Consider the following 26632-nt stretch of genomic DNA (forward strand, 5'->3'; position numbering starts at 1 on the left):
GATCGTTTTAAGAAATCTCAAATCACCCAGAGCATAAAAATATGAAATATCCAGTCTACTGGTTCTTAATATCTTCGGGGTTAATTGCCTCGAATTCATTAAGCTTTGCAGCTCCAGCAGAAGTAGTATTACCCTCATCAGATAGTTATAACGGTAATAATTCAGCAAATACACCTTTCTCTCCGAAAGAAACATCTAATGCTGACGGAACGAATTATAATTGTACCGGAGATGTATGTATTGCCAATATCAGTACCGGTCTTAGCAAGAGTTGTTTCACAGATAGTCAAGGAAATTTACTATTCCAGGGAAATGGACACGCCTTATGCTTCGAGAATATCAATGCTGGGGCTAACAATCCAGCAGCCATTAATGTAAGTGGAGGCAATAAAACTTTATCTATTAATGGTTTCTCATCATTATCTTGCTCTTTCTGCCCTCCAGGAACATCAGGTCATGGAGCCATCAAATCAGCAGGAACAACTACCCTTGATAATGACTCTAAATTACTTTTCCGTAAAAATTGTTCAACAGATAATGGCGGGGCAATTTCTTGCAAAGGGTTAACTCTACAAAACTCATCGAATTCTACAACATTCATTGAGAATTCATCCGCAAAGCATGGTGGGGCAATATATTCTAACTCCACTACAAATATCTCCAATAATAATTATGTAACATTTACAGGGAATACAACTACGGGAAGCTCCGATTCTTCCGGAGGAGCCATTTATTGTAGCGATACATCTAATTCCCCTGAATTAAAATTAGAAGGAAATAAATCTCTTATTTTCTCCAATAATATTTCTGGGACTAGTGGAGGAGCTGTATTTGCAAAAAAATTAACAATAACTTCTGGGGGGACCACCATATTTACTAATAACTCTGTTTCTAAAGATACTGATCCTAAAGGTGGGGCTATCTGTTTAGATACTAGTGGTGAATGTAGTTTCACCGCCGATCTCGGTGATATTATCTTCAACGGTAATACTACAACTGATACTAGTAGCTCTGGATCAACAAAAAGAAACGCCATAGATCTAGGTAATAATGGGAAATTTACAAAATTAAATGCTAAAGATAATTTTGGCATTTTTTTCTACGATCCTATTACAGCAACAGGAACCGCAGATGATTTAACAATCAACCAAACAAATGGAAATTCAACCTATACAGGGAAAATTGTTTTCTCTGGAGAAACTCTATCCCACGAAGAAAAAATAGCAACGAATCTTAAGTCTTCTCTAGCTCAAAAGGTCACATTATCTGCCGGCGCTCTTATTCTTAAAGATGGAGTAACTTTAGAAGCTAAATCTTTCACTCAAACAGCCGGATCTGCTGTCATTATGGATGTAGGCACCACCCTACAAACTCCAGCTACCGATGGTGATACTATTACTATAACTGATCTTAGTGTCAACGTTGCCTCATTGGGGGGGGGGGGGGTCGCCTCTTCTTCAACTGCTAAAGTTCACTCTCAAACAACAAATAAAGCTATTACTGTTACAGCTATAAGTTTCGTTGATAACGATGGCAACGGTTACGAATATCCCGTATTTTCTAAAACTCGAGATTTTGTTTCAGCATTGACAATTCAAGCAGCAACAGGAACTACACCANGGCGCTCTTATTCTTAAAGATGGAGTAACTTTAGAAGCTAAATCTTTCACTCAAACAGCCGGATCTGCTGTCATTATGGATGTAGGCACCACCCTACAAACTCCAGCTACCGATGGTGATACTATTACTATAACTGATCTTAGTGTCAACGTTGCCTCATTGGGGGGGGGGGGGTCGCCTCTTCTTCAACTGCTAAAGTTCACTCTCAAACAACAAATAAAGCTATTACTGTTACAGCTATAAGTTTCGTTGATAACGATGGCAACGGTTACGAATATCCCGTATTTTCTAAAACTCGAGATTTTGTTTCAGCATTGACAATTCAAGCAGCAACAGGAACTACACCAACTACACCAGTAGCATCTAATTCTCCAGATATTCCCTCATCGCATTATGGTTACCAAGGATATTGGACTACAGCTTGGAACAATGGCACTGACACCAAGTCAGCTAATCTAACATGGACACAAACCGGTTACCTCCCCAATCCAGAACGCCAAGGACCCTTAGTTCCTAATACATTATGGGGGTCTTTCTCAGATGTACGCGCTATTCAAAATCTTATGGACGTTGGTGTCAATGGCGCTGACTATCAAAGAGGTTTCTGGGTATCAGGATTAGCTAATTTCTTACACAAAAGCGGCACTGCTACGAAACGTAAGTTTCGTCACAATAGTGCTGGATATGTTCTAGGAGCATTTGCAAAAACGCCTTCTGAAGATATCTTCAGTGCCGCTTTCTGCCAATTATTTGGTAAAGATAAAGATTACTTAGTATCTAAAAACAGTTCCAACATCTATGCAGGATCTATCTATTATCAGCATACTTCATTCTGGAGCGCTTGGGATAGACTGCTACAAAATACTATCGGTGCGCAAGCTCCGTTAGTACTCAATGCACAGTTAACTTATAGTCATACGTCTAACGATATGAAGACTAACATGACTCAACGTTATGCTCCTCCAAAAACAACATACTCAGAAATAAAGGGTGATTGGGGTAACGATTGTTTTGGAGTAGAACTCGGAGCTACTGTGCCTATTGAATCTCAATATTCTTCCTTATTTGATATGTACTCACCATTCTTAAGATTCCAATTGGTTCATGCTCACCAAGAAGACTTTAAAGAAAACAGCAGCACCGAAGGAAGATACTTTGAGAGCAGTAATCTCACAAACCTCTCTATGCCTATTGGCGTGAAGTTTGAGAGATTTTCAGACAATGATAATGCTTCTTACAACTTAACTTTGGCTTATGCTCCGGATCTTGCAAGAAGCAACCCTGATTGTACAACTTCTCTGTTAGTTAGCCAAACCACAGCTGTTTGGTTAACTAAAGCTACAAACTTAGCTCGACAAGCTTTCATTATAAGAGCAGGAAATTATCTTTCCCTATCTTCTAACTTTGAAATCTTTAGTCAGTTTGGTTTCGAGCTCAGAGGCTCTTCTCGAACCTACAACGTAGACCTTGGATCTAAGATCCAGTTCTAATTCCATCCACCTCCCCTGTCCCATTCCGGGACAGGGCCTCTCGGGACACCCCTTCAATCACCTTGACTTTTAAATATTTTTGTGATCGTTTTAGCCTATCTCAAATCACCCAGAGCATGAAATATGAAACATCCAGTCTACTGGTTCTTAATATCTTCGGGGTTAATTGCCTCGACCTCATTGAGTTTTGCTCAAGTAGAAAATCAAACCCTATCTTCTAATGATAATTTTAATGGCAACACTGCGGGTAATGATGTATTTAAACCCAAGGAAACCACAGGTGCAGATGGTACAAACTATATATGCGTGGGTGACGTATGTATTGCTAATGCTGGCACTCCAACGGCTTTAACAACTAGCTGTTTTTCTCAAACAGCAGGGAACTTATCATTCATAGGTAATGGCCACTCCTTATGTGTTGAGTATATCACTACAGATTCAAATAAACCTGGTGCCATTGAAACAATTACTGATAAAACCTTATCCGTTTCAGGATTCTCTATGTTTAACTGCTCTTTTTGTCCCCCAGGAGTGACAGGATCAGGTGCTATTAAATCCGGTGGTGCCGCAACTTTCGATAATGATTTTAATATTCTGTTTAAGAAAAACTGCTCTTCAGCCGCTGGCGGGGCAATTTCTTGTAAAGGACTTACTTTGAAGGGAACTTCAGGAACTGCTAATTTTATAGAAAATAAATCTACAGACAATGGTGGCGCAATAGATGCTTCAGGGGATAGTTCTATTACAGGCAACTCAGGAACTATTAATTTTTCAGGAAATACTTCCGCAAAACAAGGTGGGGCTATTCATTCAAATTCAACCACCACAATTTCTAGCAATAGTAGGGTAGAATTTTCAAAAAACACAACAACAGGAAATGCAACTTCTTCTGGAGGAGCTATCTATTGCAGTGATACAACTAACAATCCTGATTTAAAATTAGAAGGTAATACACAATTAGTCTTTTTGGAGAACTCATCCCAAGTTAGCGGAGGCGCAATATTTGCAAAAAAGTTAACAATTACTTCTGGTGGAACCACTATATTTGCAAATAATTCTGTTAGCGCTACTGCTGATCCAAAAGGCGGGGCTATTTGTTTAGACTCAAGTGGTGAATGCAGCCTAACAGCAGGTCTTGGGGATATTATCTTCGATGGTAATACTCTGATTACTACAGGAAGTCCAGGATCTACAAAAAGAAATGCAATAGATCTGGGAACCAATGGTAAATTTACAAAATTAAGCGCTAAAGATGGTTTCGGTATTTTCTTCTATGATCCTATAGCCAACAATGGAGAAACAAATACAAAACTAGAAATTAATAAAACTGAGAATTCAACTAACTATAATGGAAGGATTGTTTTCTCAGGAGAAACCCTATCTCCTACAGAGAAAACAGTAACAGAAAACTTAAAATCCTCATTCAAACAACCAGTCACATTATCTGCCGGTGCTCTTATTCTTAAAGATGGAGTAACTCTAGAGGCTAAATCTTTCGAGCAAACAACCGGCTCTGCTGTTATCATGGACGTAGGCACCACCCTACAAACTCCTAGCAGTGGTGGAGAAACCATCACCCTACCTGACCTTGGCATCAACGTCGCCTCGTTGGGGGGGGGGGGGGTTACCTCTTCTTCGACTGCTAAAGTCCATTCTCAAACAACCGGTCAGGCTCTTACAGTTAATGCTATAAGCTTCGTAGATGAAGACGGCAATGGTTACGAGTATCCTATTTTCTCCAAAACTCGCGATTTTGCAAATACCGTAACACTAGAGGGACCCTCAGGAACTCCTGTAACCGCACCAACTATTCCTACCGCACCCAATACACCCTTAGCTCACTATGGTTACCAAGGCAATTGGAAAATTGCTTGGCAACAAGGCACTGCCAACAACGAACAAAAAGCCACCCTAACCTGGACAGAAACAGGCTATCTCCCCAACCCTGAACGTCAAGCTCAGTTAGTTCCTAATACCTTATGGGGATCTTTCACGGACATGCGTGCTTTGCATCAACTAATGAGCATAAGCGCTACAGGTTTAGAACACGAACGTGGTCTTTGGGGAGCTGCTATTACAGATTTCTTACATAGAAAAAAAACAACGACAAGCAAGAAATACCGTCACGTTGGTGTTGGCTATGCTGTAGGTGCTAGCGTACAAACACCAACTGAAGATCTATTTTCTTTAGCTTTTTGTCAGCTCTTCGATCATGATAAGGATTATGTAGTATCTAAAAACCGCACGCATGTGTATGCGGGTTCCTTATTCTTTGAACATTTCCATATGCTACATCCTCAGGCTTATTTCATTAAAGCAGGCTCGAAATTTCCTTCTTCGTTCTTAGCAAAACTCCCTGAAAATGTTCCTATGATTTTCAATGTACTATTTAGCTACAGTCATGCTGAAAATGATATGAAAACACGCTATACAAAGCGTTATTCTCCTAAACCTCTCACATATCCAGAGGTTAAAGGTAGCTGGGGAACTAATTGCTTCGCTGGTGAGGTTAACGGAAGCTTCCCTATGGAGCTTCCTGATTCCTACATCTTTGAAAGATTTGTTCCTTTCATGAAGGTACAGATGATCTACGGTGAACAGGAGAGCTTCCAAGAACCTACAAGTGAAGGACGTTCTTTTGAAAATAGCCATCTTGTGAACTTAGCTTTACCTATCGGAGTGAAGTTTGAAAATGTATCTTCGAATAATAAGGATACTTTCGATCTTACACTTGCCTATTCTCCAGATGTCTATAGAGACAATCCCCATTGTGCAACTTCTTTAGTTGTTACAGGAGCTGCTTGGGAAACAAAAGCTACCAACTTAGCTCGTCATGCTTTTGTAGTTCGTGCTGCTAATAACTTTACCTATTCAGAACATGTAGAGTTATTTGGACACGGAGGATTCGAACTTCGTGGATCTGCATATAGCTACAACTTTGATCTTGGTGGCAAAGTCCGCTTCTAAGATTTTTATATATTCCCTGTTTAAATTAAACAGGGAATATTCCCCATATTTTCCACATCAATATATAGCAACTCTTGCTTTATTTTCGGCTTTCCCCTATGTCGTATAGAGCCGCAAAATATGCAGGGAATACTAATGAAAAACTCTATTTATGGGGTTTTGCTGTTTTCCTCTTTTGCCTTATCCATTGCTACCGAACTTCTTGCAGATGCCGATACTGTCAATATTGCAACTGGATTCAACGGCTCCTCTAGTGAAACTTTCAATGTTAAACAAACAAATAATGCTGACGGAACTACATACAATCTAACTGGCCCGATTTCCTTTTTACAGGTAAGCAATTTAAATCCAGCAAACACAAGCTGCTTTGCTAATTCTGCTGGCGACCTTACCTTTACGGGGAATCGTCGACTTTTCTATTTCGATGATATCATATCAACAGCAAAAGGTGCCGCGATTAGCACTACTGCAGATGCTAAGACTCTTACCATATCGGGATGTTTGAGATTGATTTTCTATACGTGCCCTAGAGCAGAAACAGGAAACGGAGCAATTTATTCGAATAGCTCCATGTTAGTAGAGAACAATCTTGAATGCAGCTTTGGCTATAATAAATCTTCAGGGAAAGGCAGTGTTATTTGCTGCGAAAAAAGCACATCTGCAGGTGCAACATCACCTACATTAACAATACAAAATAATGGCGAGCTTATCTTTTTAGGTAATTTATCCTCAGCTTCTGGAGGAGCAATTTATGCAGAAAAAATGCTCCTATCTACTGGAGGAAACACCTTATTTCAATCTAATGTTACTAGAGATAAGGGCGGGGCTATTAACATTGCCGCCAATGGTGAAATTAGTCTATCTGCAGATAAGGGAGACCTGACTTTTGAAAGAAATATTGTAATCAAAAATAATCAAACTATCCGTAATGCTATTCATCTAGAGGATGGGGCGAAGTTTCTTCAGCTACGTGCTGCTAAGAATAAGTCTATTTATTTCTATGATCCGATTACTACTACAGGGGATGTAGCCGATCGCTTAACTATCAATGCTCCTAACGGAGCTAGTCCCTATGAAGGGACAATTGTATTTTCCTCAGGAGAATCTTATGTAAATTCACCTGTTTCTAAACTCACCTCATTCTCTCAAGATCTCACACTAGCAGCAGGAACCTTAATTTTAGAAAAAGAGGTATGCATAAAGGCAAAATCTTTCGAGCAGAATCAAAAGTCTCTATTGTTCATGCATCCTGGAACCAAATTAGAAACTGCTAATAATATCTCGATAAAGAATCTTCATTTAGATCTTAAGCATATAGTAAATGCTCCTGCAATACTCACTGCAACTGCAGATGCTGCTGCTGTCGATGTCCGTGGGCCTGTGGTTATGCACCTCGATGATGAAATCTTTTACAATCAGGAAGCTTTAGCCAACACATTATCTTTCGAATGTTTAAATATAGGTGCACAACGTTTAGACAACATCCTTGTTGATGATATTCCTGATATTCCTACGATGACTATGGAAACCCATCGTGGATATCAAGGGAAATGGACGATTTCTTGGGAAGAACAACCTCAGATTGTTATTGGCAACGTCCCAATGCAACCTAATAAAAAGATGTCCCTAGTTTGGAAACCCTCCGGATATATTCCTTTTGTAGGAGGAACTGGAGAATTTACCTCTTCTTTGGTTCCTAATAGCTTATGGAATCTCTTCTTAGATACACGCTTTGCTCAACAGGCTATAGAAACCAATGCTCAATCATCAGGAAATAACCTTTGGATTTCCTCACTTACCAACTCTTTCCGTAAAGGCTCTACTGACAATAATCATGGATTTCGTCACAAAAGTTCGGGATATATTGCAGGAGGAAAAATACATACTCCTCAAGATGACATATTTAGCATAGGGATCTGTCAGCTATTTGGAAGATCTAAAGACTTTGGATCTGCAAGATCTAAAGATAAATTCTTCTCAGGGTCTTTTTATGCTCAGCATTCGAGATACTTACTCCCCATTATGCGATTCCTTTCAGGAACATCAACGTATAAACCAAGATTCTTATTAAAAATCTCTAAAGATTTCCCTATCAACTTTGATGCTCTCCTAGGCTATAGCTATGGTAGAAATCATATGACAGTAAAATACTCTGATCGCACACAAACAACAAGTTCATGGAATACCTATGGGTATTCTGCCCAGATTGGAAGTTCTTTACCGTTTGCTTTAGATGTTTCCCATACATTCTTCCAATACGTCTCTCCATTTATTAAATTGCATTGGATTTATGCACATCAAGTCCAATTTCAAGAACAAGGAATAAAACGACGCTCTTTTAGTAATAGTAATTTAAAAAATCTCTCATTACCAATTGGTCTAAAAATCCAAGGACAATCACTACATCGTCTCTCTTATGAACTCACTGGGATGTATATTGCCGATCTCTATCGTTGCAATCCTGAGAGTGTGACTTCATTAATATCCGGAGGTTTGCTCCCCTGGACAACAACAGCAACAAATCTTGGTAAACAAGCTGCTCTGTTGCAAGGATCAGGAAACCTCTCCCTTACATCACACATCAATATCTTTGCTCAAGGAACTGTAGAATTCCGCCGTTCCTCCTATAGCTACAACATGGATTTTGGCAGTAGGGTGCATTTTTAACAGTGTAAATCCCTGATATCAGGGATCTACACTCTTAATGACACCTTTGATACCGAATTAATCTGCTTTTTTGAGTAGGCATCACTCCTAAGGTTATGCCCACTCCTAAAAGCAGAAAACATTTTTTCCTATAAAACAACAGGGAATGTACTATGAAAAACTCTCTCTACGGGTTTTTAATCTTTTCTTCTTTTACCGCATCTATGGCGTTTGCAGACGCTACCGACTTACCATCTTCAACAAGTTTTGATGGTTCTACAGGAGCTGGACAATTTACTTCGAAACAAACAACAGCTTCTGGAGGTACTACCTATACACTCACCGGTGATATAACCATCCAACACGTAAAATCAACAACACCAGCAAATACAAGCTGCTTTAAAAATTCTACGGGGAATATCACCTTCACAGGAGCTAATTACTCTTTAATATTCGAAGATATCATATCCACAGCTCAAGGAGCTGCTATCAGTAATAATACTGATGCAAAAACACTTGCGATGTCAGGATTTAACATCTTATCCTTTATTGCTGCTCCAAAAGCAACCACAGGAAACGCAGCTATTTATAGTGTGGCATCAACAACCATCAAAGAAAATAAGAAGTTAACTTTTGATACAAACCACTCTACAGCAGCAGGCGGAGCTATCCATTGTGCAAAAACAGGAGCAACAGCAGCAACGCTAACTCTTGAAAAAAATGAATCTATGATATTCAGAAACAACTCCTCAGCAACTACAGGGGGAGCTATTCATGCAGAGAAATTTGTCCTTAAAGCTGGCGGAGCTACCCTATTCGAAAATAATCACGCCACACAGAAAGGCGGGGCGATTTCTATTGTAGGGTCTGGGGAGATTAGCCTATCTGCAGATGACGGAAGTATTATCTTTAAAGGGAATACCATTACTGACGCAGGAAATAAGGTAAATAACGCAATTCATGTAGGAGCTAACGGGAAATTCTTAAAACTAGAAGCTAAAGAATCCCAGTCTATTCTATTCTATGATCCTGTGGTTGTTGAAGGAACTGCTGCTGATAATTTAGAAATTAATAAAGCTGCCGGCGCAACCACCTACACAGGATCTATAATCTTTTCGGGAAGATATATAGAAAGCCCTCACAAAAGAATGAAGCACATTTCTAAATTCACACAACCTCTGACTCTATCCGCAGGATCTTTGGTTTTAGAAAAAGGCGCGCACCTAGAAGCTAAATCTCTAACACAAACTGCAGGATCTAAAGTTATCCTAGATCAAACATCCAGTATAGAAACAAAAGAAAATCTAGATATTAAAGAACTTTGGTTACGTCTTGATGACTTCAAAAATCCTACAGCAGCAAATATCTCTACATCAGGAAATGCTCATACCGTCACAATTAAAGGCCCTTTGGGGATCTTCTCAGATCAGGAAACCTTCTATGACAATCAATCTCTTGCTCATAATGTAGATCAAGAACTCTTAACACTTGCTGATAAAGATATAACAAAGATTACCTTAGTAGATATCCCCCAAGCTGTTAGGAAAAATATCGATTCCCATCGTGGATATCAAGGTGATTGGACTATAGATTGGAAAACGGTTCCAGGTTCTACAAATGCTGGCGTTACAACTTTAGGGACAAAAACAGCAACGATACATTGGAGACCTACAGGCTATATTCCTTTTGGAGGAGCTCAAGAAATCACTACTCCTTTAGTGGTTAACACTCTATGGGGAAATTTCTCAGACATTCGTAATTTAGAAAGAACTGTAGAATCTTTAGCAACAAATTCCCTATGCACTGAAGGTTTCTGGGCTGCGGGGATTAAAAACTTCCTACATTCTAATAGCTCTGCAAAAAATTATGTCTTCCAACATAATAACACTGGCTATGTCATTGGTATGAATAAACATACGCTATCAGACAACGTATTTTCCGCAGCATTTTCCCAGCTATTTGGTAAGGATAGAGATGACGCTAATGGTCAAGTAGACCATCAAACACTTTCAGGATCTTTTTATGCACATCACATAGGCTCGCTACCTATGTTGCGCTTCCTTTGTGGGGGATCTACAGATTGCCCTCCTGAACTTCAAGCATCTCCTTCTATCCCTGTTATCATGAATGCTCAGCTAAGTTATAGCCATAGCAATAATCACCTTATAATAAATCACACAGATACAACGCAAACAACAGGAATATGGTCTAACTATTCCTTAGCTGCAGAATTAGGATCCACATTTGTCTATACTTTGAGCAAATGTCCCTCTATACTTAAAAACATATCTCCCTTTGTCAAACTCCAAGGTGTATATTCTGAACAAAGGAAATTTACAGAAGAAGGACTACGTCGCTGCTTATTCTCGAGTACATATTTAGCTAACCTAGCTCTTCCCCTAGGGATTAAGATCCATGGAGTATGTCCTAGAGAACTACTTGCCTATGATCTATCCGCTATGTATGTTCATGATGTATTTCGCATTAATCCTGAAAGTATGACACTATTTCTAATTGGAGGCTTAGCTCCTTGGGCTACACAAGCCACCAACTTAGATACCAAAGCTGTGGTTGTTCAAGGTTCTGGAAGATTCGCTGTTAGACCAAACATCGAAATTTTCGCAGAAGGCAACTGTGAATTACGCTCCTCATCTCATAGTTATAACTATGATTTTGGCGCTAAAATACATTTCTAGATCTCCCTCACTTCCTGCTCTTTAAGAGCAGGAAGCCTCTCCTCCTCCCCACAAATCCTCTCCGATAAGCTTGAAATTTTTTATTTTTTTATCTATTTCGCGAGATAGTTCCTCATAACCCAAGATACCTTCATGAAACTCTCTGTTTATGGGTTTTTACTCTCGTCCTCCTTGCTATCCACCCACATAGCATTTGCTGAAAATGCTTCAGCAGCTCCATCAGCTCCGCAAAGTGCTCCCGCGGCAGGAGCTAGTAAAACCATCACTGAGCTAACCAATGGGTTTGATGGAAATACAGACACTCAACCATTTACTACTAAGTCATCGAGTAATGCTGATGGGACAACTTATACTGTTAAATCTAATATCTCTTTTAAGAATATTTCTTCGGTCACCGCAGCAAGTTCTTCTAGTTCATCAGGATCTCAACCTTCTTCGGATGTGGGGCAAGGTAGCTCTGAAGGAAATTGTTTTAAAAATACTGCTGGGGACCTAAATTTCTCAGGAGAAACTATATCACTGACATTTGAAAATATTTCTCTCACAGCACAAGGTGCAGCCATTAGCAACACGGCTTCAGGGAAGACATTACTGTTAACAAATTTTATTAATCTTACTTTCTCGAATTCTCCAGTATCTACCGTTGCTACAGGTAAGGGAGCAATTTATTGTGAAGATTCTAAACTACAGATAATTAATAATGGGAATGTTACGTTTTCAAATAACCATTCCGTAGAAAATGGTGGAGCAGTTTGTTATAAAGCACCAGCTGCTTCCCCCTCTCCGATTCCGGTGTCGCCACAACCATCCCCCACAACTACAATTTCACTACCAAAAACGTCGATTTTATCCTCTAACCCTCCACCCACCCAACCAGGAGGACCAGGGGGTACGCCTGGCGATCCTGGACCAGGAGGACCGAGCGCGGCTCCTGCTGGTCCAGATTCTGGAGCACAACAAGTAGCTCAAAATACATTCGCCTTCGGTGGTAACGACAGTCTAACATTTTCAGGTAACTCATCTGATAAATGTGGTGGAGCTATCTATGCTCATGATTTAATCATTACCGCTACTGGTCAGACATTATTTACTAATAATACAGCTAAAGAAAAAGGCGGGGCCATTGCGATTGCTGATGGCGGCGTCATATCTTTGATAGCAGAATTAGGAGATATTATCTTTGAAGGAAATACAGTAAATGGTACGCCTAATGCTATAGATCTTGGAGCAACTGCTAAAATTGGAGATTTATGTGCTTTAAAAGGCCAATCCATCATTTTCTATGATCCAATTACATCAAATGATTCAGCTGACACCGCAAGCAAACTGACAATCAATGCTCCATTACAACCTTCCGGGGGGGGGGGGGGTTCTTCTAGCCCAATTTCAATCAGATCCGCAGCAGCTGTTCAACCAGTACCTAGACTTTATGAAGGTACTATAGTTTTCTCTGGTAAAAAGCAAAATGCATCGAAGACTAAAGCGTTAACTAGCAACTCCACCTTAAAACAACCTGTAGAACTAGCTGGTGGGACATTTGTTTTAGAAGATGGAGCCTTATTTTCTGCAAAATCTTTCACACAGACGGATAATACTTCTGTAGTACTACTAGAACAAAATACACAACTACAGACTTCAGAAAATATAGAGTTAAAAAACTTATGGGTGGGTGTTACTAACGTAAATTCATCAGATTTTGCAAGAGTTAGTACTACAGGAAGTACCGGAACTATCAAAGTCACAGGAGCCATCACACTTGCTGTTTCTGACCCCGCATTTTATGAAAATCCAGATCTTGCTAAGCAATTAAATCGAGAATTTATAAAGTTATCCACAAATGGTGGAGCTATCACACTTGAAAATAGTCCCAACACACCTAGTCAAGATATCTCGTCACACTTAGGTTATCAGGGTGTGTGGCAATTGACCTGGGCAGATGCTCCTCAAGGATCTGGAAATGCCAAAGAAAAAGTAGCGACTTTAGGTTGGCAACCGCAAGGTTACCTCCCCACTCCTGGAGACACACAAAGCTACACCTCTTTAGTTCCTAATAGCTTATGGGGAATGGTTTCTGATGTTGCTGCTATCCAATGTTTAATTGAAGGAGAAGCAAATTCTGCACAAGGTAAGGATATCTGGGGCGCAGGATTATCTAACTTCTTAAAAGGCAAGAAAACAAATAAGAATCGCAAGTTCAGAAATTTCAGCTCAGGCTATGCCGTAGGGACAAGCTCTCAATCCCTTCATGGTTTTAAATTTAGCTTTGGTTTTTGCCAGCTATTTGGAAGAGCGAAAGATTACGCAGGTGCAAGAATTCATGAGAAAATCCTTTCAGGATCTTTGTATACACAATATGACACAGAGCTATTACCTATTTTAAAATTCCTTGCAGGAACGTCTGTATTCAGACCAAAAATTTTAAAACAGATAGCTGATGATTTCCCAGTAACCTTCCAAGCACAATTTGGTTATTTTTATGGAGACAACTCCATGAAAATAAAATATCTCGACGCTACACAAACAAACAGCTCTTGGGAAAACCATTGTTATTCTGGTGATATCGCTACATCTATAGCTATTCCTATACAGAGTAAAGATGGCATTATCCAAATGGCATCGCCGTTTGTAAAAGTACAAAGTGTCTACGTATATCAAAAAGGATTCCATGAAAAAGGCTTAAGACGTAGAGCTTTTGATCATACCTATTTGACAAACATTTCTATACCTTTAGGGCTGAAAGTTTATGGAGATTCTGCATCTAAAGATCTCCATTACGAACTTTCTGCAGCTTATGTAGGTGATGCTTATCGTCACAATCCTAAAAATACAACAACACCAATTGTAACGAATATTGTTGCCACACCATGGATAACAACCGCTACAAATCTACAAAGACATGCAGCAAGATTCCAAGGTGCTGGAGATTATGCCCTAACCTCCTATATCCAACTATTTGCTCAAGGGAGTATTGAGCTACGTAAATCTGCAAGAAGCTATCACGCTAATGCAGGTAGCTCTATCCATTTCTAAAGGATTTCCTCTGCTCTATAGGAGCAGGGGAAATATATTCATGAAAAATCTATTTTCTCTACCCCTTTAGATACAAAGATCTTTGAGAAAACATCCCTTATTGATCTTGATTAATTTCAGAAATTTTTCTATGTGAGGAAAGGCTTTTTCTCATTTCCCTCCCCTAAGCAAAAAAACATTCTGAAAATATACTTTTGAAATAACATATGACGCAAAGACCTAATCCATGGATTTTTTGCTGCTGTGCTATGTCCTGTTTGTGTTTTTCACCAGCATATTCTGCTGTGTTAAAAACACTCACCTCTGCTGATAATTTTGACGGCATAAATAACGCGGCTTTTTCTATTAAAGCTTCTGATAGTGAAGAAGGAACTACCTATATTTTATCCGACGACATTTTGATACAAAATGTTGCGCTTACCAAACCCGCAAATACTAGCTGTTTTAAAAACACCAAAGGAGATCTTCTCTTTAACGGGAACAACCGTAGTTTGACATTTGATAAAATCACTACCGCAACTGAAGGTAAGATGATTCTTAATTCTGCGGATACCTTCTTTACTATGTCGTGTTTCTCTAAATTGCAATTTTTAGAACCAACCGGCTCAAGAAAAGGGAAAAGTGTAATTATCTCTAAAGGATCTTTAATGTTTAGATCCAATGACGAGATCCTCTTTACAGGATGTTACTCATCAGATAAGGGAGGAGCGATTTGTTGTTTACCTACTGCAGGATCACAAAAAACATGCTCATTATCATTCTCTAGAAATCGGAAAATCACCTTCTCTAATAATATGTCCGTAAACGGTGGCGGGGCGATCTATGCTAAGGAAATGCACCTAACAGCTATGGGCCCTACTAATTTCATAGATAACACAGCTTCTGGGGATGTCAATTCGAGACCTGGTGGCGGGGCTATCGCTATCGCTCCTAACGGAGAGCTTTCTCTATTTGCTGAAGAAGGAGATATTACCTTCGCAGGAAATACTACAATAAGAGGTGGCCACCTCGAAAAAAATGCCATTCATTTAGAAAATGATGCATTTATTAGCTATATAGGAGCTCGAGAAGGAAGAACTGTAAGATTTTATGACGCAATTACCTCAACATCTGTATCTGACGTTCCTCTGCTAATTAATCAAATAACGGGTGGGAACATATACAAGGGGACGGTTGTATTCTCATCAGGAGAATGTATTGGATCATGCTCTTCTTTAGCTTCTATAAACATGTCTAGGATTTCACAAGACATGATATTAGCAGGAGGCACTCTAAACTTAAATTCAGGAGCAATTCTTTCAATTTTTAATTTCATTCAACGTCCCAATACAACGTTTATTCTAGATCAAAGCACAATGCTTAGGGTGCAGCAAAATGCTGAATTTCTAAATATCACTGTTCCTGTAAAACTTTTTATTTTAAATCCGAAACTGAAAGATTCAAAAATAAAATTTCGTTCATTATCACATCGAGAACCTGGACAAATTTTACTCTTATCAAGAGATAAAAAATTGTCCTTATCAGGATCTATCAATATCGATATTCAAGATGAAGATTTTTACGAAAATATAGAACTAGCGAATTCCACAAGAATTCCCCTAGTTAAAATTGAAAGTACAGAATTAGACGATGCACGTATAAAAATAGATCATCTGAATGTTCCAACAGATCCTTATGGATATCAAGGATCTTGGAAACTCGAATGGTTAGAAAAAGCACCGAGACAAATAAATACACGTTCAAGAACGAATGCAGAAAAAATTGCTCATCTTGTCTGGACACCAAAACATTACCGACCTCGTCTTATTGACTCTCAGGGAAATTCCCTAGTGCCCAATAGCCTATGGAACGCTTTTGTAGAGATTCGTGGTATCCATAACCTTATGGATACCGTTTCTGACGGTAGCTTATATCGCAATGGCTTATGGGTTTCGGAAGTTTCTAATTATTTCCATAAAGATCATCATAAAGATAATCGCGGCTTCCGTCATACCAGCGGAGGCTATGCTTTAGGACTCTCACAACAAACTCCCTCTAAGGATATTTTTAGCATAGGCTTTTTCCAGATGTTCGGGGTTTCTAAAGATGCCTCCTTAGCAAAAAATCGTGAAAATATCCTCGCAGGATCTGTATATCTGCAACATAGCACACCTATAAAGCCTATCCTAAATTGGTCTTTAGGGAACCTATTCGCTCGTCCTGAATTCTTATCGAAGGTTTCTTCAGATCTTCCTCTAATTTTAAATCTTCAAGCAACCTACAGCCATAGTAAAAATAAACTCACGATAACACGAAAATCTTCAGAAATTACTCATGGGTATTGGAATACCCATTGTGTAGGTGCTGAATTAGGATCTTCTCTATCCTTTGATTTCCATGAAGAGCATAATATCTTCCATCAGATCCTTCCCTTTATGAATCTTCAAGGTGTCTATGCCTATCAAAGGAAATTTAAAGAAGAAGGAGAGAAAAAACATGAAATTACCAGTAGTAAATTAGGTAATGTCTCCCTACCAATCGGCGTACGTTTGGAAGGACATACTTCGCGTTGGCCTATTTTCTACTCAACATCTGTAGCCTTTATTGCAGATCTATTCCGACAAAATCCATGTTCTACAATTACCTCCACCTACGCACCTTTTGCTACATGGAAAACTTCAGGAACAAATCTCTCAAGGCAAGCACTAGCAGCGCAATTGTCGATGCATTGTGCAATCTTAAATAACATTACGCTATTTTCAAAATGCTGCGCAGAGATACGCAAATCTTCACAATACTATTCGGGAGATATCGGTAGTCAGTTCTTATTTTAAGACATAACATTTAAAAAGCATGACATCCTAAGAAATTCAGAAAAACTTTTTGTAAAAAAATTCTGAATTTCTTCTATGGCTAAACTTGTAATATTTTCGGAAGAATCGCTCATGTAATGATCATCCTCTCAGAGAGAAAATCAACAAAAATTCTCATCTACACAATAGATTATCAAATAATATAAAGCTTCTAATGCTAAGGATTTCATTGAAACGCTTTCCTAGCCTATTGATCTTTTAATACTTTTTATTTATTAGCAAAATCAATCTTGTTGCATCCTCTTGAGCAAATGAAAGCGTCTCTCCGTAAGTTTCTAATTTCAACAACGCTAACACTTCCTTGTTCATTCCAAGCCTTCTCTTTGGAAATCGTGGTTCCTAACGGAACTTATGACGGTAACCTTAGAGAAATGTTTCCCTATACGATTACATCAAATCCTGAGGGAACCACGGCGATATTGTCAGGAAATCTAAACCTTTTAAATCTTGACAACTCAATGGTAGCAACACCTTCAAGTTGCTTTTTCAACTCTGTTGGGCCCATGACAATTGTGGGTAAAAACCATAATCTAACATTTACAAACCTTCGCACATCAGTAAATGGTGCTGCCCTAAGCTCTATTCCGGCAACAACTCCTGAATCGTTTCCTTATACGATTACGGGGATGAACACCCTGTCCTTTTCTAACTGCGTAGCCCTGATGGCTCGTACTACACCTCCAAACACTACAGTTAATCCAAAGGGTGGAGCATTATACTCCAAAGCTCCTGTATTTCTACAAAATATTCAGAATCTGATATTTAAAAATAACAGTGCTGCAGATAACGGTGGTGCTCTATGGGCACAAGTAGTAGGAATTAGCAATATCAAAAAATCCATGCAGTTCCTTAGCAACGTCGGTGCAAACGGCGGAGCTATCGGTGCATCTAAAAGTCTAGATGTTACACAATGTCCTTCGGTTCTTTTCAGGTCTAACTCTGTTGAAAAACTTGGTGGTGCTATTCATTCAGTTGATCCTACAACAACACCACCTCCACCTCCAAACGGACCTGTGAATACTGTCATTAATTTTTCAGGTAACGGCTCCATACAATTTGATGCGAATAATGCGAAATCTGGCGGGGCTATTTATTCCAAAGGGAACATCAACTTCTCAAATAACGCACAATTACTCATGCAGAATAACTCTGCATCTCCTGAAGTTGCTCCTTCTGGGGAGACACTAGGACAAGGCGGAGCTATTTATTGCACACAGCAAACAGGCAATTCCCCTCCTCCTCCTGCAAATAATCCCGAATTTACAGGGCTAACTATAACTAATCAAAATGAAATCTTTTTTGCCAATAACTTCGCTGCAACTGCAGGTGGAGCTATTTACGGAGAAAAAGTCAGCATTACTTCCTCAGGGAAAACGGTGTTTACAAACAACATCGCAAAAGATGGCGGAGCTATCTATATTCCTGAAAATGGAGATCTAAGCCTGTCTGCTGACTATGGTGATATGATTTTCTATGAAAATCTAAAAAATGATGGTTCTGCAGTCACTAGAAACGCCATTAGCCTCGGTGCAGGAGCAACTATTAAGTTATTAGCAGCCTCTGGAGATCATAATCTCTGTTTTTATGATCCTATTGTGTCTGTCCTCCCAACAACAGCTCCGAACGGCAATAATACTCTAACTATCAACCAAGATAGAACATCCTCAACTCCCTTTACTAACCACATCGGAACCGTACTATTCTCTGGAGCCCATGTAGATAGTCAAAGTGCGAATACTACAGCTAATTTTGAGTCAACTATCTATCAAAAAGTCGTTCTAGGTGGCGGGAAACTTGTCCTAGCCGATAAAGCAAGTCTGTCTGTTGTTTCCTTTGATCAAGAAGCTGATTCTATTCTCCTAATGGATAATGGAACTACCCTAGCAATTACAGAGCACTCTCACGCAACTGCTGCTGCAGGAGGTGGCGGAGGAGGTGGCGGCGGTGCCGCAGCTCCCACCAATCAAGATAATGCTAACGGAACCATCTCAATAAAAGATTTACATATCAATATTAGCTCACTTACACAAGCCGGTGAAGGAGCTAAAATTGAAACAAAAAATACTGCAGGATCTATTACATTAACAGGTCATGTATCTCTAGACGATGTCTCAGGAACTGCTTACGAGAATCATGATCTTTTCAATAAAGATACTGTTACTCTCAAAGTGCTTTCTCTTTCTACAGCTGGAGATAGCAAAACCACTACAGATGCTCTTACACTCACTCCTAGAGGAGATGCTGAGCCACAATATGGCTATCAAGGATCTTGGAAACTTACATGGGAAGACGGTACAGGTAGTGATTTAAATAAAAAGAAAACTCTAAAAGCTGTTTGGACAAAAACAGGATTCATTCCTAGTCCTGAACGTCAAGCATCTTTAGTCCCTAATAGCTTATGGGGAGCTTTCATAGACCTACGCTCTATGAATGCCCTAGCTACAGCAAGCTGTGATGGCTTTGGCTACGGTAAGGGATTATGGGTGGCTGGACTTTCGAATGTCTTCCATCATGATCGCAACAGCGTATCCCATGGTTTCCGACGTATTAGTGGTGGCTACGTTATTGGAGCAAATTCACAAACAATTTCTGATTCTGTATTTGGAGTAGCCTTCTCCCAGGTATTCGGTAAATCTAAAGATTACGTAGTCTCCACAACAAAATCACAAGCTATAGTAGGTAGTGCCTACCTATCCATAAAACATCCGTTAAGCAACACTATCTTCACATCCTTTGCTGCAAGAATTAACTACAGCCATACTAACGAAGATATGAAAACACGCTATACCTTCATGCCTGAAGAAGATGGCAATTGGGATAACAATTGTTGGTTAGGAGAAATAGGTGGAAGCTTACCTATTGTTTTACAAACCACTAAATTACATCTAAATCAATTTGTTCCTTTTGTGAATGTTCAGCTTGGCTATGCTGAACATGGATCCTTTAGAGAAAAACTTGCAGAAGCACGCTCATTCTGTTCGTCTCGTTTGATTAACTTAGCGATTCCTTGTGGATTTAAAATTGATAGGCGTTCCCACTCCCATCCGGATTTTTATAGCTTAGCTATATCCTACGTTCCTGATGTATGGAGAAGGAATCCAGGATGTGACACTTTATTACTTGCAAACGGATTCCGCTGGAAAACACCTGCAACAAATCTAGATAGACATGGTTTATTGATGCAAGGATCCACACATACAGCTGTGAACAATAATATTGAAATCTTTAGCCATGGCAGTTGCGAATTACGTAGATCCTCACGCAACTACAATATAAATGTAGGAAGTAAATTTCGATTCTAAATACTACTAACGATAGGGTTGAGGCATGCCTCTTTCTTTAAGATCTTCTTCTTTTTGCTTTTTGGCTTGCTTATGCAGCTCGGGGTGGGTTTCTGCCCAAACCATAAATCAAGCTAAGCTTACGCCTCCTTTGTATGATATAGGAGAAGCTTTCCACCTGACTTCGAATTGTTTCATTGAAGATGCCTATGGAGCTAAGTTCCCCTCATCTTTCTTAGGATCGAGCACAAACTTCACTATATTCGGAAGAAATCGCTCACTAACATTTGCGCAATGTCATGCTCCTGTAAAAGAAGGTTCATCGTTAATCTCAGCTACAGAAGCACTGACATTGACAAATCTTTCTAAGCTTGTTCTTAACGAAAACGTCTCTACAGGAAAGAATGGCCTTATCTCAGGGAAAAATATCTCAGTCACTTCCTCAAGATCCGTAATAGTTACAAATAACAGAACCCCCTATACTCCTGTAGTTACTAGCGTTACCACTCCTAACGCCTCAACCACAGTAAACTGTTTTTGCGGTTCTGCAATTCGTACAGAGACAAAATTAGATATTACGAAAATTCGTGGTAATATTACCTTTGATAGCAACTCCGGAAACTTCGGAGCAGCTCTCCTTAATGATACGGCAGCCACCTGCAACATTGAGAATAACTCCGCAGCAATCTCTTTCTCTCAAAACTTTGCTGCTTGTGGTGGAGGAGCTATTTATGACGGAACGATTACCTTTAAGAATAACTCCGGACCGATTACCCTAGCGGGAAACACTGCAGCAAATGGATTACTAACAACTACTCCCACTCCTGCTAAAGTTATAGGTGCAGGTTGTGGAGGTGCGATTTGCGCACCAACAAAGTCTGTGAGCTTTGCTAATAATACTGGTGAGTGTGCCATAAATTATAACCTTGCTGAAAAAGACGGCGGGGCAATTTATGCGACTACATGTGATCTTACAACTAGTTCTAATACCTATTTAAATAAAAATGCTGCCAAAGGAAACGGTGGAGCTATCTGTACAAAGGCTCTTACTATAAATTCTAAAGGCCCTATGGTGTTCTTTAACAACAGGGCAGAGAAAGGTGGGGCTATTTATGTTGCTTCTACTGTTGGTGAAACTAATAATCCTCCAAATTCAACGTTAAGTTTAACAGCAAGTTCTGGGGATATGGTCTTTATCGGCAATATGCTCGACAATCGTCCAGGAACACGTAATGCTATCCAAGTTGAAGGAGATGGTAAAATCACCTCTCTTAATGCTACAGGATTATCTAATATAATCTTTCATGATCCTATTACAAATAAGGGTCCCACAACTACAAATCCCACAACTTTAGACACGATTAAAATCAACTCTACTGGCTTTGCTGGATCAGTAAAATTCACTTCAGAGACACTTACCATATCAGAGAAGTTAAACCCAGCAAACTCTACAACTTCCTTATTTGGTAAAGTTGTTATTGAAGACGGTCAACTTGTTGTAACTAACAATGCTACAGTCAATGTTCTTGGTTTAACTGCAGAAACAGGCAGACTAACTTTAGGTTCTGGAGCATCTGTTGGCTTGCTTACAACAACAAATAATCAGCCTACTCCAGAAAACTTTAGCATTAAAAAATTAGGTTTTGATGTTAAGTCTTATCTAAATCCCAATTATACCACCGCCACTGTCACAACATCTAATAGTAAGACAATTACATTAGAAGGTTCTTTAGATGTTGTTTCTGAGGATAACGAAGATCTCTATGATAATCCCTTATTGTTAGCCTCATTGTCTATTCCTATAGCTACCTTCACAAGTAATAACGGTAGCGCTACTGATCCAATAAAAACGAACTTCACCGTAGGAGATCTTGCTGTTTCTCAACATTACGGCTATCAAGGAGTGTGGTCATCTACATGGACAACACCATTACTAGCTCCTACACCTAATGGCGGCATCCCAACAGGAACAAATAATCGTACTCTCTATGTTGTATGGAGACCAGATCCCGCCTACCATGCTCCCTATGTTTTAGATCCTGAACGTCGTGGAGAACTTGTATCCAATACCCTATGGACTTCCTTCTTAGCAACGCAGGCATTCTCAGAAGCTTTAGAAGAAACCTTCCTTTCTGAACACGAAGGTGTTCTTGTTTCTGCAAAAGCTATCGGTAGCTATGTCCGTCATCCTGTACAGAAGACACATGATGGATTTAAAGGAAGATACGGAGGTTATCAAGCCTCTATTGGTATCCATTATCCTGATGATGCTTCTGTAGGCTTAGCTTTTGGTCAGCTTTATGGTCAGGTAAAGAGCAAACCTTACGATGCACAAAGTACAGAACAAATCAGTTTAGTTGCTTTCTTCGGGAAATTCCCCGTTGTTACAGAAAATACTGCAACGAGCATCTCCTGGGAAGCTTCATATGGTTACGCAGTAAACCATATGAAAACAAATTACCTAAACTCCATCACGCAAAGAACCAGAAAGTCTAAGGGACGTTGGCATAACAATACATACTATGCTTCCGTATCTGTAGAACATCCGTTCTTAACATGGTGCACTCTTACACGTAAAGTTGCTCGTGATCTTGAGCTCTCAGGATTTATATCCGCAGAGTTTATGGGTGGTTGGCAAAATGCATTTTCTGAAAAAGGTGCGCTACCACGTAGTTTTTCTAGAGGTCGTGGGCACAACATTACCCTACCTATTGGATTTACTTCCGAATGGTACACACCATTTAAAAAGGCACCTTCAACTCTGACATTAAAACTCGCTTATAAGCCTGATGTCTATAGAGTGAACCCACATAACGTAATCACTATCTTAGCTAACGGTGAGAGTATTCCTATAACGGGAGCACAAATCCCTCGTAATGGATTCTACCTACAGATGCATGACAGTGTAGAACTCTCCCAACACGCTACAGGATTCGTAGATTACGTATTTGATTCGAAAAAATCTTATGCAGGCCATCGCATCACGACAGGACTGCAAGGAAGATTTTAAACACCTACCGAGAGAAATTTTCTTTGCCCTAGGGGAATTTCTCTCTCTTTCTTCTGCTTCATTCAACACTCTTTTAATTCACAAGTTACCCGTAATACCACAGAAAATTTAGCTGTTTTTCTCTAACCTTTTGCTAGCAAAGTAAATATCTTCAGTAGGCACTAGACAAAGATCCAAAAAAACTTTATATAGCGGGAAACCATATCCTCTACGACCTTCTCAGATATGTATTTAGCGCCTCTCTCTTTAGTTTTGTTCCTTTGTTTCTGCTCTTACGGATACGGAAAAGAGCATTCTACAACGGATGATAATTCTTCTCTTTCTCATTTCGACTTTCCTATTCCTATGAGGGAATATTCTCCGATAGACAAACGTTTATCGAGAGATGTCTCTAAAGATCTGTCAATATCGAATTATCTTCAGACGGAATTCTTCTCTGATCAATCTAACAGAGATAAGGGGGGCGCGGTTACCTGCAAATCTCTGAATCTAACGAACAATCTGGGGACCATTTTCTTTGTAGGAAATAGGGCTTTACAAAACGGTGGAGCCGTTTATGCCGTAGAAAATGTTTCAATATCCAAAAACACTAGTGTTGTTTTTTCTAAAAACAACTCTTTAGATTTATTTTCTACACCAATGAATTCTACTTGTTTTGGAGGAGCTGTAGCTACAAAGAACTTCGAAGCTTCTTACAACACGAAATCTTTAGAATTCATTGCCAATAGTGCTAAAATGTATGGCGGAGCCATCTATGCAGAAACAAAATGTGCTTTTTCCAACAACTCTGCTGATATTCTTTTTGAAGGGAATCTCTCTACGTTTATGCCTAGTTTTGGTGGGGCAATTTATACAGCAACTTGTGAAATTACTAATAATTCAGGGAAAATCACTTTTATTAATAATGGAGGACAAGGTGGGGCTATTCAAGCCACCACATCAACAACTATCAAAGATAACACTGGCACAATTATTTTTATGAATAATCGTGCATCTATATCTGGTATGAATCCTTTCACAGCCAATGATGAATATTCCGAAGGCGGAGGTATTCTTAGTTCACAAATTACTATAGAAAACAATACCGGACCTATTTACTTCGATGGGAATATGGCTTCTGCTTACGGAGGAGCACTAGATTATACCAACCTTACCATCAAAAATAATGGCCCTGTATATTTCTTAAATAATAGTGCACATCAAGGGGCTGCTTTATATGTAAAAAACGGTAGCGGCACAACCACTATCTCCGCAGATAATGGAGATATTATTTTTGATAATAACGTTATGAATGAAGGCAATCGTCTTCGCCGGTCCATAAATTATTTTCGGGGTTCTCATACTCTATCCTTAGGAGCTCGCCAAGATTATAAAATATGTCTCTATGATACGATAAATACCTCTAATCTCACGACTTTATCTATCAATCCTGAGGCTTACCATATAGGGGCCGTAGTATTTTCAGGAAAGCATGTACAGCCTGCTTTAGCTAATGACATAGAGAATTTTCAAACCAGCTATACTGGAGAAATCACCCTTAAATACGGCACTCTAGCTATAAAGAGCGGTGCTCAGCTTTCCGCATATAAAATTACACAAAGTGAATCTACCTACCTAGCTCTAGGGAAAAATACTGTTGTTAGAACACAAGAGAAAAGTTCTTCTGATAAAACTAGCGTTTTAGAGCTAAAAAATCTCCTCATTGATCTTCCGGAAGTTTTAAGTCCTCAATCTGAACCTCCGATGATATGGATTTATCCAGATACAAATAATAGTAATTTTACGGAAAATACTACGGCGAAAATCACGATAACAGGCTCTGTGGAGCTTTACGACGGGAAAGAAAAAGATTTTTACGACAGTTTAGATCTCTCTCAACCTATCAATGGTGTAGCTTTGCTACACCTTTCCGAGACTTCTGGCAATCCCATTACAACTACAGATTTGAATATCCAAACGATAAATCCTGGTGAGCACTACGGTTATCAAGGTCTTTGGTCTCCCTATTGGGGAGAAATTACAACAGTAACAAACGATGCTAGTGCAGCTACAGCTAATACTAAACATAGATATCTCTATGCTGATTGGACACCGTTAGGCTACACACCAAATCCTTTATACAAAGGAGATCTTGTTCCTAATCTCCTTTGGCAATCTGCCTACCTTATAGCAAATATTCCCTCATCGATGCCTAAAAGCAATCTCGAAGAAAATATGTTTATCGAGGGAGAAGGATTAGGACTCTATATCCATCAAAAGAATAAACATGGAAATTCAGGATTTTCTTCTCGAGCTTATGGCTATGCCGTAAAAGGGCAAGCAAAATCAGCAACAAATCAGTGCTTCGCTTTATCTTTTGCTCAGGTTATTGAGAAAACTCTAGAAAATCAAACGAATCATAAAAGTAACTCCCACAGCTACCTTGCTAGTCTTTCCTACCATGTGCCTTGGTTTGATGAGTCTTTAATTACATCAGCATCTTTTAGATACTGCTATTCAGATCATCATCTGAAAAACTCTTACAATCATGGACAAGAAAAATCACAAGCTGAGTTCTACAATCACGCTTTATGTGCAGTTTTTGGATGGGCTTTACCCGAATGGTATGCTTTTTCTCATTTTTCAATCACACCATTCATGCAGATGATTGCTCTACAAGTAGAGCAAACAAATATAAAAGAAGTTGGGGATCATGCGCGTACATTTTCTAATCAAAATCCCCTAAGAAATATAGCCTTGCCTATAGGAGGAGAAATCTCCGGTTCTTCTTATTCTAAAATTCCTACAACATGGGAATTAGAATTTTCCTATCGGCCAACAATCTATAGAAATAAACCGAAGGTGCTCACCACTTTACTTGCAAGTAAAGGATCATGGACATCTTCAGCAACCTCCGTAACGAAAAATGCCTTCCATGCTAAGGGAAAATATTCCATTGATCCTTTCCCTAATTTACGTGTTTTCTTGAACTACCAACTCGACCTATCTTCATCTACAACAGCACATTATATACATGCAGGAAGTAGGTGGTTATTTTAAT

9 protein-coding genes and 1 pseudogene are annotated in these 26632 nt (G+C 39.3%); all 10 read left to right on the top strand.

Annotated features, from left to right (window positions below):
* Positions 1 to 41: 41 nt before the first annotated feature.
* The 10 genes and pseudogenes from O1W70_RS01450 to O1W70_RS01495 all read left to right on the top strand — a co-directional run bounded on the left by O1W70_RS01450 (position 42) and on the right by O1W70_RS01495 (position 26631).
* Positions 42 to 1637, top strand: coding sequence for a polymorphic outer membrane protein middle domain-containing protein (locus O1W70_RS01450; protein WP_375797248.1), 1596 nt, complete (start codon positions 42 to 44; stop codon positions 1635 to 1637).
* Positions 1594 to 3110, top strand: a pseudogene (locus O1W70_RS01455) (autotransporter domain-containing protein); the annotation flags it as partial. The gene O1W70_RS01450 and the pseudogene O1W70_RS01455, both read left to right, overlap by 44 nt.
* A 123-nt stretch (positions 3111 to 3233) precedes the next feature.
* Positions 3234 to 6077: a polymorphic outer membrane protein middle domain-containing protein gene (locus O1W70_RS01460; RefSeq protein ID WP_375797249.1), complete on the top strand. Its 2844-nt coding sequence runs from the start codon at positions 3234 to 3236 to the stop codon at positions 6075 to 6077.
* Between the two features lie 135 nt (positions 6078 to 6212).
* Positions 6213 to 8744, top strand: a complete 2532-nt coding sequence (locus tag O1W70_RS01465; protein ID WP_332381687.1) for an autotransporter domain-containing protein — start codon at positions 6213 to 6215, stop codon at positions 8742 to 8744.
* A gap of 152 nt (positions 8745 to 8896) precedes the next feature.
* A complete protein-coding gene (locus tag O1W70_RS01470) occupies positions 8897 to 11419 on the top strand; it encodes a polymorphic outer membrane protein middle domain-containing protein (protein WP_332381686.1) in 2523 nt (840 codons plus the stop codon).
* 132 nt (positions 11420 to 11551) lie between these two features.
* A complete protein-coding gene (locus O1W70_RS01475; protein ID WP_375797250.1) occupies positions 11552 to 14449 on the top strand; it encodes a polymorphic outer membrane protein middle domain-containing protein in 2898 nt (965 codons plus the stop codon).
* A gap of 206 nt (positions 14450 to 14655) precedes the next feature.
* On the top strand, positions 14656 to 17262 hold the full coding sequence (locus O1W70_RS01480; protein WP_375797251.1) for a polymorphic outer membrane protein middle domain-containing protein: 2607 nt from the start codon (positions 14656 to 14658) through the stop codon (positions 17260 to 17262).
* Positions 17263 to 17552: 290 nt separating this feature from the next.
* Complete coding sequence (locus O1W70_RS01485) at positions 17553 to 20603, top strand: polymorphic outer membrane protein middle domain-containing protein (protein WP_375797252.1); 3051 nt, start codon at positions 17553 to 17555, stop codon at positions 20601 to 20603.
* A 25-nt stretch (positions 20604 to 20628) separates the two neighbouring features.
* Positions 20629 to 23592, top strand: a complete 2964-nt coding sequence (locus O1W70_RS01490) for a polymorphic outer membrane protein middle domain-containing protein (protein ID WP_213240475.1) — start codon at positions 20629 to 20631, stop codon at positions 23590 to 23592.
* 225 nt (positions 23593 to 23817) lie between these two features.
* Positions 23818 to 26631, top strand: coding sequence for a polymorphic outer membrane protein middle domain-containing protein (locus O1W70_RS01495; protein WP_213240473.1), 2814 nt, complete (start codon positions 23818 to 23820; stop codon positions 26629 to 26631).
* Position 26632 lies beyond the last annotated feature (1 nt).

Source organism: Chlamydia sp. 16-02 (assembly GCF_042235055.1).
GTDB lineage: Bacteria > Chlamydiota > Chlamydiia > Chlamydiales > Chlamydiaceae > Chlamydia.

Bases quoted from the DNA above. Each gene is read 5' to 3' on its own strand.
- O1W70_RS01460 (WP_375797249.1), top strand. From the start codon at position 3,234: ATGAAACATCCAGTCTACTGGTTCTTAATATCTTCGGGGTTAATTGCC.
- O1W70_RS01470 (WP_332381686.1), top strand. From the start codon at position 8,897: ATGAAAAACTCTCTCTACGGGTTTTTAATCTTTTCTTCTTTTACCGCA.
- O1W70_RS01495 (WP_213240473.1), top strand. From the start codon at position 23,818: ATGTATTTAGCGCCTCTCTCTTTAGTTTTGTTCCTTTGTTTCTGCTCT.
- O1W70_RS01475 (WP_375797250.1), top strand. From the start codon at position 11,552: ATGAAACTCTCTGTTTATGGGTTTTTACTCTCGTCCTCCTTGCTATCC.
- O1W70_RS01480 (WP_375797251.1), top strand. From the start codon at position 14,656: ATGACGCAAAGACCTAATCCATGGATTTTTTGCTGCTGTGCTATGTCC.
- O1W70_RS01490 (WP_213240475.1), top strand. From the start codon at position 20,629: ATGCCTCTTTCTTTAAGATCTTCTTCTTTTTGCTTTTTGGCTTGCTTA.
- O1W70_RS01485 (WP_375797252.1), top strand. From the start codon at position 17,553: ATGAAAGCGTCTCTCCGTAAGTTTCTAATTTCAACAACGCTAACACTT.
- O1W70_RS01465 (WP_332381687.1), top strand. From the start codon at position 6,213: ATGAAAAACTCTATTTATGGGGTTTTGCTGTTTTCCTCTTTTGCCTTA.